Genomic DNA, 14832 nt, shown 5'->3' on the forward strand with positions numbered 1-14832 from the left:
TATGATATGTCGCATGGGGGTAATGTCGCGGCTGGACGCTGCGCCAAATCCCCCGACGTCAACGGCGGCACACCGTCGCCCGCTACGCGCGACCACCCCCTTTAAGACGGTCGCTTTCGCCTTTTTCTTCCCTTTGCTCGTTCCTCGCAGCGGGAATAAAAGGGAAGCTGACCTTTAAAGAGGGTGGTCGCGCCACGCTACCGGCTTTTGGCCGGAGACTTAGCCGCGACGGTGTGCGGGGCGATGCCCCCCAAATAAACCGCTGTCGTGGGCGACAGCTTTTCGCTCGCTGGGGCGGCGAAATTTATTCGGCTCCCCCCGGCTGGCAAAATCCGCGTGGGCGCGGCTGTTTGCCGGTGAGGCGCGGCGCCTGAACTATTTTCGCTCCTTAACCCGCGAAAATAATTCTGTCCGCTGCCTCATTTTTACGGCCCGCATTTTTCACTCCTTAATTCGCGAAAAATGTGCTGGGCCGTAAAAACCTGAAAACCGCCACACCTTAAGCCGGACTCGGCTAAAATATTTTGGCACTATAGGAGACCTGCGAATAAAACTAAGGCAGGGATTAATAGTGGCTCTCACGGATTTCCCTGATGATGTCGGAATAACACTGACGACTTTCTTTAATGCTGGTTTCATCAAGCGTAAATCCACGTAGGTTAGCTTCTTCTGTCAGCGTTACTCTGTCGGTAGCGTTCAGCGTTTGCAGTAATTGCAATAACCGGCATATAACCCGGTAGTGATAAATTTCATAATAAATGCCGCATCCACGCATCGCCTCATTTTCAATGTACTCAATAACGCAGGCTGCGCTCATGGAATCCCCACGCTGATGTGTCCAGGGATGCTGAATAAAACCCGGTTTGGCCATAAAGATAACCTCCGCTAATTAACCATGCACGCGGCCGAATTTATTGATAATCTGGCTGATAATTGCCGGGGCTGCCGAGTCACATTCAAGTAAAAATGATTTTCTGGCATCGGCGGTATGGTCCGGCAGAAAACCATGCTTGTTCTTTTTGACGATATTAAAGAATGTGCGTTCAGCAGAATGGCATTCGTTGCCGCCGCCGTTCCCGGTGGCTTTACCGTACATGCATAACACCACTTCACAGGCGTCAGCGGCCATGCCGGAGGTTGAATATGACGCCATAATGCAGAATAATAATGCGGAGGGTATTACTTTTTTCATTTCGGTCACCTTCATATTTAAACGACGGTTACGTATCTTGATGTGTTATTTATTGGAGTCCTTTGGTGAATAGACCTCTCATGCCATTGAGATGAAGGGGTTTAAAATAAACATCACTCATCCGGCGTATGTCACCGTGAATATCAATGCTGACTATCACATCAATGCTTTTTAGCACCTTGCGTAACAGAACGTCGAAAGGCATGTTCCGGCAGTCGGGATTTTCATAACAGCGGTCAATTAACCCTTCAATACATTCTTTCGGGCTGCCCGCATGCAGGGAGGTCATCAATCCCTCATGCCCTGAACCGACGATTTTCAGCGCATCCCAGGCTTCTTGTCCGCGAATTTCAGCCAGTAATATCCGGTCAGGGTTCATACGATAATTGGCACGTATCAGTCTGCCGGGCGTGACAATGGCATTATCCCCGGCGTCTGCCGGATAAAAGAGATGGACATAGTTGGTGTGGTGATAGAACCGGATTTCGGGATTATCCTCGATGGTGGTCAGCCTGAGGTGCCGGGGAATATAGTGCAGCAGCGTTTTCATATAGGTGGTTTTACCGGATCCGGTTTCACCGACGATAAAAATCGTCTTGCCGTATTCCACCGCTTTTTCCATAAAGCGGGGAATATCCTCACTCTGATAGTAGCGGGTCAGTTCAACATCTTTGCCTTCCGTCCGCTCCTTACCGGTCACCCGGTTATAAAATCCCGCATCAATCCATGACTGATGCGTTTTCTGCCCGAATGAGGGTTTGCGCAGCGTAATAGACACGGTATTTCGCTCACAGGCCGGGGGAATAATGGCCTGAATGCGCTCGCCTGATTCAAGCGTGGCGGAAAGGATCGGCGAGGTGTCGTCGATATTATCGTCCTGCCAGGACGCCAGCGCTCTGGCAAAGGCGTAACACTGGCGCAGCGTAATCGGGGCTTCATGTGTTCGCCATTTCCCCCGGATTTTGGTATGCAGTTCACCCGGCCGGTTAACGGCAATTTCCGTCAGGCCGTCCTGCGCAATAAAATCACCAAACAGCTGGTTTTTCATAAAATCCAGCGACAGGTTTTCAGCGTTCATACCACCTCTTTTTCAGTCGCAGCTGCCAGACGGATGAGAAATCAATATCGGTGCCGGTCATGATGCCGATGACATCACCCTGATTCAGGTACAGGGTGGGCGGGATATTGATGCTGTTGTCCAGCGTCGTTTTGGCCATTTCCGCCGTGGCGGCGCGGGTGTTTTCGGTGTAGTCGGTATTGCGGTCTTTCCCCGGGGCAGCATCTGACGCCGCCGCCGCCACGTCCTGCACGGTACTGAGCATCAGGGCATTGCCGAAGCGCTCCCAGAAGTGGTTGTCGATCCAGCCGGCGATCCCCGCCTCGCCGAGCGGGCCGCTGGCCTGCGTATCAGTTAGCGGGATTTGCAGGCTGCCGGGCTCAGGCGTACGCAGCTCCGTCCACAGCACAAACATCCGGCTGCGTCCGTGTTGCAGCGCCCCGGTGCGGTAGATGCCACGGGCGACCGTTCCCGCCGGGATCAGCGTCACATGGTTGCTGGCGCTGTAAACATCTTCACTGACCAGGCAGGAAATATGCCCCCCGACATCGGACACGAAGCGCCACATCATCGAACACGGGATATAGCGGTCCACCGGGATATAGAGATCAGGATCGAGACCCAACCGTCTGACGCCGGTGACACGGGCGACGCCCGCATTGTCGTTGTTACCCGTTTCCGGCGCGGCGGTACCCGGGGAGCGCAGGCTGCCATCCTTTCCCCTGGTCAGTACTGACGGACAGGATGTGTACGTCGTGGATGATGACCGACTGTCGGACGTTTCTGCGTTGCTGCGAAGTTGGCCCGGAGACGTGCGTGTATTATCGCCCGGCATTGTTCGGGCGTTGTTCAGCCCGTCAGCCAGCGCGGCTGCCTTGTTCAGGGCGGGGTGGGCCGGTGGCCGGGGTGGTGCGGGAGTGACGATCTGACGGGCAGGGGCTGTTCCGTCCTGTGTGTGCGGCCCGAACAGGCCAAACGGGTTACTGTCCATCCCCAGATTTTGACGCTCCTGCTGCGCAGCCCCGGCAGAGGGCGGCGGCGCGGTGTTGGCTTCTTTCTCATTACCCCCTTTCAATGCACTGAAAAGACGATCGCCGCCGGATGCCAGGGCGATCACCAGAGTCAGACTCAGCAGGCTGACGATCAGCGTGCGGCGGCCGGATGTCTTACGAAAGCGGGTCACTTCCGGCTGGCCGGGCGGTGTTTTCTGCTCCGGCTCCTGATACGCCATTGCCGCCCGGGCGCGTTCGCGGGCTTCCGCTTCCCGCTCTGCGGTGGTTTTTTCCGGTTCATCCGGGACAGGTTTATCGGTCATCTGGCCTCCAGCGTAACGGACGGTGAAACAGTGTCGCTGCGGGTTATCGGGATGCGCCCGAATCCGTTGTTTTCGATCCCCACCACCGAGGTGCCGTAACGCAGCACCAGTTGTGGCGCTGCCGGCACCACCATCACGATGTAGTTACCCTTTTTAACCGTCCGGGGCGTGAGCGCCTGCTCCCGTCGGTTAACTACCCGGAAAACGGAAGGCAGGGTTCTGGTGGGGGAAAAACCGATATATGCAAAACGACCATCGTCCCAGGCAAAATCCGGTGCGATGGAGGCCGAACCGGCGGCGACCCGTTTGGTGTAGCGCCAGTTGCGTGGCGTGCTGGCCTGTCCGAATGCTGCTGCTATCTGCTGCTTCTCCTGTCTTTCACGCTGCTGCGTCTGACGTGCGGCGCTGGCGGCGGCGGATTGCTGGCGAGCCTCGGTCGGATAGTGGTAGCGGATAACGAACGCCTGCGCGGGGGAATCGTGGTCCAGCACGTTCAGCTCCAGACTGTAATCACGCTTTGAGGTCACCACGAAGAGGTTGGTCTTCCAGTCCTTCGCCGTGGGCAAAAATACCTGGCTGACGTTGTTGCCGCTGGCGTCCGTCACCGGCTGGGTGATGGGGTTCGGGCTGACGCCCACCCGGTTATCACTTTTCGTTACCGTCCAGCCTTTGGGAAAGCCTGCTTGCGCATCAATCACAGCTTCATCGTCGTCAAACAGCAGCGTGGTGACGTAGCCAGGGCGGGTGTTCACCACGGTGGCGTTCTGGCTGTTATACGATACGTTCTGCATCCGGCTGTCATAGCCGCTGCCACGCGGGGTGGCGGCACTCCATGCCGCGCATGACACCATTAAGCCCGTCAGGAGCAGGATGTTTTTCAGCATCATTCGCTCCTCAGTTCTTTATCGCGCTGGTAGCTGGTGACGATAAAGCCCAGCGGGTTCACTTCACGCTGACTGTCCGTCAGTTGCTGATGCGGGACATAGCGGTAAGTGAGACGGATATTCCAGAAGTCCGTTTTCACTGAATTATCAGAAACACGGCGGAGGGTACGCTTAATACGCAGTGTTGCCAGGCTATCAGGCCCGGTGGCAGGCGCATGCACATTAGAAATAATGTCGATATAGACGACATATTCGGCTTTATTAAAAATAACGTCCGGAGCCTGGTCGCCATTAAACCCGTCCAGATAATCCCGGTTCACGCTGTCGCTGTTAAATAACTGTACGTCGTCGTAATCACGCTGGAGGGAGAAATAATTATACCCTTCGCGGAGTCTGACATAGTGTGCCGCCAGTGAATGGGCCAGCGCTTTTTCAGACGCAATATCCCGCTCTTTAATGCGGGTCATATACTCATAACGACCGGTTTGTTTATCCACCGACCACAATTCAATGTCAGTGGTTTTCAGCGGCAGCAGAATAATCATGGCCGTGATCGCCAGTGCAGCCAGAATCAGCCCGGCAGCGGCCACCCGCCAGGCGGTTTTGCGGGAACGCTCTTCCTTTTCCAGCAGGATGGATTCAAAAGAGCGCGAGACATTAATGATGTGCTGAATATCAGACATGGTGAGTCAGCTCCTGGATCATGGCGGGGGAATTAACCGGCTGGGGATCGCCGGACACCGGCGGGAGGTTGCCCTGATGCTGCGCGCAGCCCGTAAGCGCGCACAGCACCAGAAGCAAGATGCTGAATTTCATGGAAGCCTCTTATCGGATTAATGCAAGGAGCCGCACCGCTGGCAGAGGCCACGGCGTGACAGAGAAAAGAAATTAGCGGTCGGGAGGATTAACGGTGACGCTGCTGATTCTGGCGTTTCATGCTTTCAATGGCGGTGGCGCGTTTCTGCCAGGCGCTCACGGCTTTGCCCGCACCTGCGGCAATGAACCTGCCGGTTGTCGCTGCTGCGGCCATGCCACCTTTGGCGGTCAGTCGGCCCCCGGTCTTTATGCCGGGTCTGGCGACGTCGGCAGATTGGCTGGCCAGCCCGCTCAGTCCGCTCATGGCTGCCCCCTGTAACACGGCCTGTACGGCGGCACCGCTCAGCGCAGTGGCTATTTTCGCTGAAAAATACACCACGACGCCTGCGGCAATCCCGGCCAGCAAACATTGCGCCGCCAGGGTCACCATATTGCTTTCAGCAGACGTTGCTGTGGCGGCATCCAGTATTTTATTCAGGTAGTTGATGGCGATTCGGACAGACAGGGCAGAGAACATGATCGTTAAGATTGCGGTAAATATTGTTTTCAGCCAGTTATCAAACATGGGTTTAAGAAAACCGTACAGCAGGCAGAAAATAAAGAGTGGGGCGGTGGTGGTCATTAACAGAATGGTGATTTCGGCGAGCAGATTGACAAACGTTGCAGCCAGTAACATAACGATTGCACCGCCCCAGACCAGCACCTCGGCAAAACCGCCATTCACTTTAACGTAGGTGGAGGTATCGAGATTAAACAGCGTTTGCCCCAGCGCTTGTGCCTTTTCCCACACCGTGTCGAGCAGTGCCCAGACATTATCATCGCCACTTATGCCGTCCTTAAGCCCTTCAATGGCCGCAATGATGGCATTCATCCAGCCCTCGCGGTTTAAAACAAAGGTGGTTATCAGCAACATGCGCCCCACATCCCAGACAACATCTTCAACCGGTGTTTGGAGTTTGCCGCCAAGCGTCTGATACCCGCGATACGTAATAAATAGGGTGAAGGAACTGACGATAATCACACTGATTAGGGTGCCGTAGGTAGAAGACTGACCTTCTAACACGGCATTGAGTCCATCCATGATGTTTTTGTCCATACCAACAAAAATACCACCGGACATGGTGCCTCTCATTAGTCAGGAACAGACAGGGGATAAAAACAGGGAGGGATCCCTGTTTTTGTTGACGGGGATCTTACTGAGTGACGGATTTTCTTTTTTGGGCTTCCTGCTGAAACAGTGTCTCGAATTTTTCCCTGATGCCGGGTTTGCCTGTCTGGGCAAACATGAGTGCTGCCCGGTGCGCAAACTCGCAGTTGTCGCTTGCCTTGCCATCCCTGAGGCATTGCGTATAGACCTTATAGGTTTCATCGGGATGTTCTTTATACCAGGCTTCTGATTTCGTCTCTTTACAACCTGATAAGACGAGAATGCCTGACATGACGCATAAGGTTAATACGGGTTTTAACATGTTAACCTCCCTATAGAGAGTTCAGATTGGCAACGGGCGCAGTTAATTGCTGTTGCTCAAAGGCCTTCTGTTTTTGCTGTTCCAGCAGCGTTGCTCGCTGTTCAGCCTGTTTGACTGACATTTCCCACTGGCTGGTCAGCGCATTCAATTGTACGCTTTTGGCTGCGATGGCGTTAGCCAGGTCCTGCGACTCTTTCAAATCCTGCGCATTAGCAATACGGTCTGATAAATCTGATATATCGTTGAGCGTGCCCGTGATCTTGTTTTCAACCTCGGACGTATTTTCTATCGCTACGGCCTGATTCAGGATCATCTGTTTGCAACTGTCCAGATAGCGTTGTGAAAAGCTGGATGGGCTACAGGTGTCGAACGTTTTATATTTGTTATACAAGCTATTCAGTTCAGACGAATATGACCCGCTTTGGTTGCTCAGCAGGTCATCCAGTGAAATACCGTTCTGACGAAGATTATCAATATCGGTTTTCAGACTTTTGGCCTCGCGGAGAAATGCCTGAACGTCACGCACGCCCGTTGCCGTGGCTAATTGCTGCTTGTAGGCATCAAGTTCACTTCTGTAATGGGTGACGGTTTCCTGCCACTGCTGGAGTTTCTGGATCCACTGATTCATGGATTCGGTATTCTGTACGGCATCGAATACCGGTATTCCGGCGCTCATCGCCTGGGTGGAAATACACAACGATAATGCCAGTGTGATATCTCTGAACCGCATTTTCATTACCTCCGTTATGAATATTACAGGGCTTTTTTAAGGAAGGCGGCTTTCCAGTCATCAGGCTGCATACCTTCCTGATACAGGGTGTCGAACAGTTTCAGGTTGTCTTCGCTCCCGCTCAGCATCTTGGTAAGTTTCCCGAGGCCCGATAAATCCATTTTCGCCATCGCCACAAAAGGCCGGGTTTCACCCGCGCGTAACGGCGTTTTCAGAACCACCATAGAGCGCTCACCCGGATCGAGGTTTCTGACGATGTCGTACACGCTTTCAGGCACTTTCATCTTTTCCACGTAATCCGCCCGGCTGGCCTTCGGGTTGGCGAGAAAAATCTGCGTGCTGCACTGTTCGATAATCGCCGGAGCAATAGGGTGTTTGACGATTTCGTCAGGCGACTGGGTGGCGGGGACGAAGATGCCGTTCAGCTTGCGGATCACCTTCAGCATATTGAGCGAGAAGCGTGAGAATTCGACATCGGCCAGCCATTTCCAGAACTCGTCCATAAACATCACCAGCCGGCGACCATCCAGCAGGCTGGTGACGCGGTAAAGCAGATAAAACGTGATGGGGCCGCGAATATCGTCATCATCGAGAAATTCCGTACCGTCGATACCCACGTTATCAACGTGGCTGATGTTGAAGGTGTCCTCCTCATTGTCGAATACCCAGCCGAACTCGCCGCCCTGCGCCCACTGTTTAAGGCGGATGCGCAGCCCGTTGATGCGGGCATCGGTGGTTGGCGGCTCCGGCAGCGCTTCCAGCAGCCGGGTGATACCGAACTTGCGGTATTCCGGCGGGTAGTCGAGCATAATGGTATCTACGGCGGCACTGATCCGCTCCTCATCGCGCGGATCGAGCGGCTTGCCGTTGCGGCCGCACAGCATGCGCACCAGTCGTTTGATAAAGCTGATATTCCGCCGGGTTGGGGCAAGCGAAAACGGGTTAAACCCGGTGGGCGTGCCGGTACGGATACGGAAGTAGCGTCCGCCCATCTGGCGTGTTGCCATCTCCGCCGCCCGGTCCTTGTCGAAATACACCGTTGTGAACCGCTGGATTGTGGCTGAGGCGGAGAACGTCGCCGGATTGCGGTACTTCTGCATCAGTTGCTGCATGACGGTCATCAGCATCGTTTTCCCGGAGCCGGTTTTACCGATAATCGCTGTATTACCCGGCGTTTTTTCGTTGAAGTCATCCCGCCCGCTCTGGCTGTCGTGCAGGTTCAGGTAATACCCGCCACCACCCGGTGATTTGAGGATGGCGATGGCATCGCCCCAGGGATTGTCGCTCTGCTTGTGGGGATGAAAATTGTGCAGGCTCGCCAGGTCGGCAAAGTTCTGGCTGCTGACGGCCACCAGACGGGGGCGCAACGTATACACCCCCGGCAGTTGCGCCATGTACGCGGCGGGCAGCGACAGCGTGGACAGCGTCGTCATTATGCCGAGGTCGGCGAAGGGCTGCGCCAGCGCGTTGGTATCCTTGACCACCTGGTCGGCGCTGTCTGAGGATACCAGCAGGGAGAAGTGGTATTTTCCGCAGGACACATGCCCGGACTGGAGCAAGTCACGCAACACAATCAGCTCTTCGCGCTGCGAAATGGCGTCGTCATCCGCCGAATTCAGGCGCTTTTCCGCCAGACGGATATGCTTCTGCGCCTCATCGCGGGCCATGCAGGTGAAGGACTGCGTCAGCACATACTCGCTTTCGGCATACAGCAGCGCGTCCAGCAGGCCGGTCGCGGTTTCAGGCGAGTAGTCCTTGATTTCCAGACTGCGGAAGAAACGGGAGCCGCGGACGGTCTGGCACTCGGCGGTATTTGTGGTAAAAAACACATCTGCCGTGCTGAGCGTGTCGTAAAACGGCGAACGCGTGACCGCCACCTTCTGCCACTGGCCGGTGAGCAGGCGGTGATAAAAGGACAGCTGGGCGGAATACACCCGCCCGTTGTCTTCATACATCCCCAGTGGCGTGGCCGTATAGCGGGACAGCGCCGAAGCCAGTGCCTCCCGGTGTTCGAGCATCATTTTCAGAGCATCATCCAGCGCCGCTTTGCGTTTACCGGACGGCTGCGCCTTCATGGCCTTTTTCTCAAGCGGAGAGAAGGGCGCATAGCATACGGTGAAAAACAGCCGGTGCCGCCAGAACGGTTTTTCGCTGATCGGCTGGTAATACAGCCGGGTCACTTCATCAGAAAAGGGAATGCCTGAATTCGCGTCAAAGACATCGTGGTACTTTTCCCGGATACGGTGAAGATAGAAGGTAACCGGCAGGCCTTCATACGCACGAATCACGTTATTGAGATGCGTCGCCATTAACGTCAGGTGATGTTCATCCTCGCATTCAAAAACGGTGCCCTCCAGCTCCCAGCTGGCAACCAAATCCCCCTGGCGGTTTCTGATGACGTGCGGGTGAATATGGGAGGAATACGGAATGTATTTATCCAGCGTAACGTGCTCGTTTAACTTCATTTTTTCAATAAACTCCGAGACGGCGACGGCGTCATAGCGGTTTGCCAGCAGGGCATTGGCACCAAAATGTTTATTGGTGCCAAAACGGCCACGGGTTTTAAAGGCCAGCCAGAGCAGGCCGAAATAGTGAATATCGGTTCTGGCCTTTGCCTTCATCTCCAGCCAGGCGGGAATAAGCAGTAATATCAGGTAATAGCTGACATAGACCGCCAGCAGGACGATGGCCCCGCTGACAATCACGAACGGCACGAGGGGAATGCCGGCTATGGCGGCAGGTCGCGTCAGCGCTTTGTTCAGCGTAGCCATCGTTACCTCCCTTATGACGCCCAGTAGGCACCGAAACCTGACGCACCGACGATAAGGATGGCGCCAATGATGACGTTGCGCATGTCATGCAGGCTCTTGCCGTCAAATAAGACTTTGTATCCCACCCACATGGTGGCCAGCGTGATGGTGACGGCGGCCAGTCCGAGCAGGCCGGTAGAGGTGTTGCTCAGCGTCTCATTGGCTTTATTAAATCCGCTGTCTGCTGCCAGCACCGGGCTTGCCATTAACAAGGAAGAGAGGACGGGCCAGTCATACTGTTTTCGTTTCATCATTGTTCTTCCTGGGGGCCGAGAATGGGTAACGCGCCGCGGATCACGGCATTGGGGTAGCGCAGGGATGTCAGAACTGGCGTGGCGTTATCGGTAAGCTCGCCACGCATGACGGCGGTGGGGTAATGGATTTCCGGCACGAGCTTTTCGGCGGGAGGTCGCTGCCGGTCTTCCCGCGTTGACGGCACGGTGTAGCCGATGCGCTGGATGTAGCTGGTGTGGTTAAACGCAGATTCCGCTTGCTGACCGGTCGTGAAATTTCCTGAGTAGTAGCAGCTGAGCGCACGCTTGAGGGAACCACCGCGGCGGTAGCAGTCGGTGAGGATGTGCTCAAAGACGGACAGGTTGGTACAGGGGTCAAGAAGGTCGCGGGCGCTCACGCCGTAATGACGGAAATTGGTGCTGGTGATTTGCATCAACCCGACCGAATAGCGTCGGCCCTGTGCCGTCAGCTGTCTAGTGATGCTGACGGCCTCATCCTTGCTGGCGGGGAAATGTGAAGTCACGCCTTTGCCACCGGGCAGAATTTCAGCGATGGCATACGGATTCAAACCGGATTCGACCCGCGCCACATCAAGTGCCGTAGACGGGTGAATGCTGGGGGCGCACTGCATGGCCGCCGTCAGAAATACGGTGGTGGAAAGCATGGTGGCCTCGGAACGGTAAACTGGGCAACGCGTACCGCCATCAGACGGCACAGGGCCGGGAAAAGGGGGAAGGGCGGTTAAACGGGCTGAGTATCCTGTGTCGCGTCGCCGTCATCCCTGGGCTCAAGGAGCACTAACTTGCCGGAAACGGCAATGCCGGGTGTCAAAACCACGTTCAGGCCGGGTTTATCGTTATGGGCAAAAGCCACGCCGACTTTCGTCCACCAGGTGTTTTTTTCACCCTGTGGGTCGGGCTGACTTTCGTGGGTGACAAATACGTGATAAATGGGTTTTCGCATGAGGCCTCCTCTAATAAAAACAACGATGAGTTAAATAAATGTCACATCCCAATTCTGCATTCCGGTTTTAACGGGCCAGAGAGAACATTCAGCGGCACCCTGAATTGTGGTTTCGTGACAGCCCGAGCCTTATTTTTAAAGAGCAATATCCATTCCGGAAGAATTAACGCCCATCAGATCAGTCATTAAGTAACAGCGCATTCAGAGTGCAATATTAAAAAACCCTTCGATATAAAAAATCAAAAAAAGAAGAAAGAGAGTTAATAAAATTTAAAATGGATTTTCCTGGCGGATTATTCTTTCTGTTACTGGGGGTAATAAAATAAATTAACGGATGGTTGACAGATAGTGGAATATAAAAACGCACGGGGAAGAGGAATTCCCCGCGCATAACTGGCATGATGATTAGCGCCTACGACGTTCAAGGATGGACTGGCATACCGTGCATGTCGTCACCCCCGGAAGTGTCTGCCGCCGTTTTTCTGGAATAGGCTTCCCGCAGAATTGACAGTGAAATAATGAAGGCGTTACAGCGGGTTTGAAACGGCTCTGTTCAATCATATCTTCCAGCCGCTGTTCATTAAACTCCTGGTCGCGGTCGATCTCATCCGGCATGAGACGTCTCCCTGTCAGACGCTTCACGTTCGAAAAGCTTGATACGGTTCCAGACTACAGTGAGCGAGGGGTTATCGGGCTGGGCGGACAATTTCTCAGTGACCTGTATCATCGCCCCTAGTGCCTCGGCTGATTCTAGATTAGCCACCCGGCATTTTTGCCATTGTCGCCAGATTCGGGCATCGGTTTCCTCATCCGGGATGGGTGTCCTGCCATAAGGGATGGCGATATCCAGCAACCGGCGACGCAGGCTAACCTCATTGGATGTGAGACCAAAATAGTGATTTAGCAGTGCAATCGACCCACCCAGCCGGATGGCATGGTTGATACGCTGTTGCTGCATAATCTCCTTACGGGACTTTGCCAGAAGCAGGCGTAATGCGTCGTGATGAACCGTCACAGTCAAAAATGGCGCAGACTCACGACTAATGATAAACAGCTCGTCTAGTGATAATTGGTTGAGGGCATTCATTTCGTCGAAAGTGAATCCGAAGGATTCACAGTAACGAATATTGCCTTCTTTCAGTGCATGCAATGCATCGGTCAGGATGGCGTAATTAATTGATGGGATCATCCTGTTATCTCCTCACGCTGTATTTAGGGAAAAATTAAGTGGATAAAATCCAAACGAATATCATCAACTGACTTCGCGCCCGGCTAATTTCAGGTTGATCCACCCATCAATTTCTGATTCCAGCCACGCCACACTGGCAGGGCCGATTTTAATGGAACGAGGAAAATCGCCATTTTTCATATACAGGTAAATCTGAGAGCGTTTGAGCCCCGTTTTTTCTTCGACCTGTTTAAGTCGCAATAAGTGATGTGTTGTCATCGTTATCTCCTGTTGTGAATTAACCGGGGGCATGCCTGGAGAAGACAAAAAAACACAGTAGAAAACGCAGGGAAAGTCGATGAAGCAGTATTACGTATGGGAAGATCCTTAATACGGTTTTATAGTGAAACAAATAAATACGCTATTAGCTGGATAAGGATGCGGAAGAAGGAGATCTGCGCTTCAGTGCAGTTTTCAGTGTGTCGCTGCTCAAACGTTCAGTAATGCCATCATCAGGAGCTCATTGCTCAAAAATGGACAGGATCTCATAAGGCTGCCGGATTAAAGTTATGGTAAATACCATAATTGTTATCGGTACTGTACCGATTGGCTGACGATCACAGTCCAGAATGTTGCACAAAGGCAGCAATGGCTCAGTGTGGTAATGAGGAGAATAAAACTATGTCGTTAAATCCATCCGTTGCGCTTATTGGTCCGGGTGTTATTGGTACCACCATAGCAGCAGTGCTCCATAAAGCATGGTCGTAGAGCTGCTCTGTGCGCTTGAACCGCATATCCTCAACCACATCTTCGCCACAATGATGGACTGATTGTGGCCCCCGGCCTGATACAGACCGATCCGGCAGATATAACATTGTCCTTTGATCTGATTTTTGTTGTCGTCAAGGCGACTCAGACTGAGGCAATAGCGCCCTGGCTGGAGGTTTCATATGGTAAATATTCGGTGGTATGCGCCCTGTAATATGGTGTCGAACAGCAAAGTCATCTGACACATTACGTTGGAAGTGCTGAGGCGCTGCCTTCTGTAGTGTGGTTCCCCGAACAAAGGGAGATGGATGCGTCGGTGTGGCTGCGTGCGACCCCGTGACTCACTCTTTTGGATTCTCCTCAGGCGAATTTAGTGCTCAATGCGCTAAGTGGTACGCGTTGTAGCTTAGAACTGGTGGCTGATTTCATCTCCGTCCCCTGACGCAAGCTGCTCTAGTATGCGATTACGGGCCTGATGCTGCTGGCTAATAGACGTGCTGGAATGTACTCGCGCTCTGATAATACGGGCCTTGCCCACCTTTACTCCTGGCGCTCAACACTATGGTTTATCGAATAACCTGATGCTGCAACATATCAATTTAGTGTGAGCTTATTTTCCGTTCGGCAAAATAGTGCGCGGGCGTACTGCCCATTGTTTTTTTGAACATGGTGATAAACGCATTAACCGATTCATACCCAAGATTTGCCGCCACATTCTGTACCGACACGCCGCTAGCCAGTTCCCGAAGAGCGATTATCAATTGAAGTTGCTGACGCCAGCGTCCGAACGTCAACCCGGTTTCGCGCAGCATCATACGCGCGAGAGAACGCTCGCTGAGTGCCAGCCTTTTTGCCCACACTTTGAACGTGCTTCGATCGTCAGGGTGACTGACCAGCGCATCGACCATGGCGCGGATTTTAGGATGCGATGACACCGGGAGGCTCAGTTTCTGCTGAGGCATGGTGGCTAATTCATCAAGTGTCACTCTGGTCAGTCTGGCGAGATGGCTTTCCGGTGGGTATTCGACGCCCTCGCGGGTTAAACGAGCAACGAGTTCTTTGATCAGCCCGGAAATTGCCAGAGTGCAGCATCGTTCAGGCAGCGCGGCGGCTCCAGGCTCGATAAATAGATAGTTGAGATGCGCATTCCAGGTAGCTTTGGCGCTGTGCGGCACTCCCCCCGGGATCCAGACGGCGCAATCGGGCGGCACGATCCAGATGTCATTTTCGGCACGGCAAATTACCGCCCCATAGAGGGCAATAATCAATTGCCCTTTGCGGTGCGCATGCACTGGCACTTCTGCGGCGTAATCAACGAAATCCAGATGACGCGCGACTGCAGGGCAGGGTGTGGAGTCCGGATCAAACAGCGTATTGGCGAGTGGGGGTAGCATAGGATTGGCAACATTTAGGTATTTTTTGACAG

Annotated in this window: 18 protein-coding genes; all 18 read right to left on the bottom strand. The window is 53.7% G+C overall.

Annotated elements, in window-relative coordinates; all coding sequences use genetic code 11:
- Nucleotides 1–565 precede the first annotated feature (565 nt).
- The 18 genes from EAH77_RS20130 to EAH77_RS20210 all read right to left on the bottom strand — a co-directional run bounded on the left by EAH77_RS20130 (nucleotide 566) and on the right by EAH77_RS20210 (nucleotide 14800).
- Nucleotides 566–871: a hypothetical protein gene (locus EAH77_RS20130; protein ID WP_140474596.1), complete on the bottom strand. Its 306-nt coding sequence runs from the start codon at nucleotides 869–871 to the stop codon at nucleotides 566–568.
- 18 nt (nucleotides 872–889) lie between these two features.
- Nucleotides 890–1192 (bottom strand): TrbM/KikA/MpfK family conjugal transfer protein, encoded by a 303-nt coding sequence (locus EAH77_RS20135; protein ID WP_140474597.1) that lies wholly within the window; start codon nucleotides 1190–1192, stop codon nucleotides 890–892.
- Between the two features lie 49 nt (nucleotides 1193–1241).
- Nucleotides 1242–2270, bottom strand: coding sequence for a P-type DNA transfer ATPase VirB11 (gene virB11, locus EAH77_RS20140; RefSeq protein WP_140474598.1), 1029 nt, complete (start codon nucleotides 2268–2270; stop codon nucleotides 1242–1244).
- A complete protein-coding gene (gene virB10, locus EAH77_RS20145; RefSeq protein ID WP_140474599.1) occupies nucleotides 2260–3564 on the bottom strand; it encodes a VirB10/TraB/TrbI family type IV secretion system protein in 1305 nt (434 codons plus the stop codon). Before virB10 ends, virB11 begins: the two co-directional genes overlap by 11 nt.
- Nucleotides 3561–4448, bottom strand: coding sequence for a P-type conjugative transfer protein VirB9 (gene virB9 / locus EAH77_RS20150; protein WP_140474697.1), 888 nt, complete (start codon nucleotides 4446–4448; stop codon nucleotides 3561–3563). Before virB9 ends, virB10 begins: the two co-directional genes overlap by 4 nt.
- Nucleotides 4448–5131 carry a virB8 family protein gene (locus tag EAH77_RS20155; protein WP_140474600.1) on the bottom strand — a complete coding sequence of 228 codons (684 nt, stop codon included), beginning with the start codon at nucleotides 5129–5131 and terminating at the stop codon, nucleotides 4448–4450. Before EAH77_RS20155 ends, virB9 begins: the two co-directional genes overlap by 1 nt.
- Entirely contained in the window at nucleotides 5124–5264 is a 141-nt protein-coding gene (locus tag EAH77_RS25295; protein ID WP_170215684.1) for a hypothetical protein, read from the bottom strand. The genes EAH77_RS20155 and EAH77_RS25295 overlap by 8 nt, the downstream gene beginning before the upstream one ends.
- Nucleotides 5265–5352: 88 nt before the next feature.
- Nucleotides 5353–6384 (bottom strand): type IV secretion system protein, encoded by a 1032-nt coding sequence (locus EAH77_RS20160; protein WP_140474601.1) that lies wholly within the window; start codon nucleotides 6382–6384, stop codon nucleotides 5353–5355.
- A 73-nt stretch (nucleotides 6385–6457) separates the two neighbouring features.
- Nucleotides 6458–6733, bottom strand: coding sequence for an EexN family lipoprotein (locus EAH77_RS20165; RefSeq protein WP_140474602.1), 276 nt, complete (start codon nucleotides 6731–6733; stop codon nucleotides 6458–6460).
- Nucleotides 6734–6743: 10 nt separating this feature from the next.
- A complete protein-coding gene (locus EAH77_RS20170) occupies nucleotides 6744–7463 on the bottom strand; it encodes a type IV secretion system protein (RefSeq protein WP_140474603.1) in 720 nt (239 codons plus the stop codon).
- A 23-nt stretch (nucleotides 7464–7486) separates the two neighbouring features.
- Nucleotides 7487–10234, bottom strand: coding sequence for a VirB3 family type IV secretion system protein (locus EAH77_RS20175; protein ID WP_140474604.1), 2748 nt, complete (start codon nucleotides 10232–10234; stop codon nucleotides 7487–7489).
- Nucleotides 10235–10245: 11 nt separating this feature from the next.
- Entirely contained in the window at nucleotides 10246–10524 is a 279-nt protein-coding gene (locus EAH77_RS20180) for a TrbC/VirB2 family protein (protein WP_140474698.1), read from the bottom strand.
- Nucleotides 10524–11171 (bottom strand): lytic transglycosylase domain-containing protein, encoded by a 648-nt coding sequence (locus EAH77_RS20185; RefSeq protein ID WP_140474605.1) that lies wholly within the window; start codon nucleotides 11169–11171, stop codon nucleotides 10524–10526. Before EAH77_RS20185 ends, EAH77_RS20180 begins: the two co-directional genes overlap by 1 nt.
- Nucleotides 11172–11248: 77 nt before the next feature.
- Complete coding sequence (locus tag EAH77_RS20190) at nucleotides 11249–11470, bottom strand: hypothetical protein (RefSeq protein WP_140474606.1); 222 nt, start codon at nucleotides 11468–11470, stop codon at nucleotides 11249–11251.
- A 405-nt stretch (nucleotides 11471–11875) separates the two neighbouring features.
- The gene (locus tag EAH77_RS20195; protein ID WP_140474607.1) at nucleotides 11876–12085 is read right to left on the bottom strand and encodes a TraR/DksA family transcriptional regulator; all 210 of its coding nucleotides are present in this window, start codon (nucleotides 12083–12085) and stop codon (nucleotides 11876–11878) included.
- Nucleotides 12075–12659, bottom strand: coding sequence for a DUF2857 domain-containing protein (locus EAH77_RS20200; protein WP_140474608.1), 585 nt, complete (start codon nucleotides 12657–12659; stop codon nucleotides 12075–12077). Before EAH77_RS20200 ends, EAH77_RS20195 begins: the two co-directional genes overlap by 11 nt.
- Nucleotides 12660–12722: 63 nt before the next feature.
- On the bottom strand, nucleotides 12723–12917 hold the full coding sequence (locus tag EAH77_RS20205; protein WP_050089999.1) for an AlpA family transcriptional regulator: 195 nt from the start codon (nucleotides 12915–12917) through the stop codon (nucleotides 12723–12725).
- 1088 nt (nucleotides 12918–14005) lie between these two features.
- Nucleotides 14006–14800 carry an AraC family transcriptional regulator gene (locus EAH77_RS20210; RefSeq protein ID WP_140474609.1) on the bottom strand — a complete coding sequence of 265 codons (795 nt, stop codon included), beginning with the start codon at nucleotides 14798–14800 and terminating at the stop codon, nucleotides 14006–14008.
- Nucleotides 14801–14832 lie beyond the last annotated feature (32 nt).

It is taken from the genome of Ewingella americana, assembly GCF_006438725.1.
In the GTDB taxonomy this organism is placed as follows: domain Bacteria; phylum Pseudomonadota; class Gammaproteobacteria; order Enterobacterales; family Enterobacteriaceae; genus Ewingella; species Ewingella americana_A.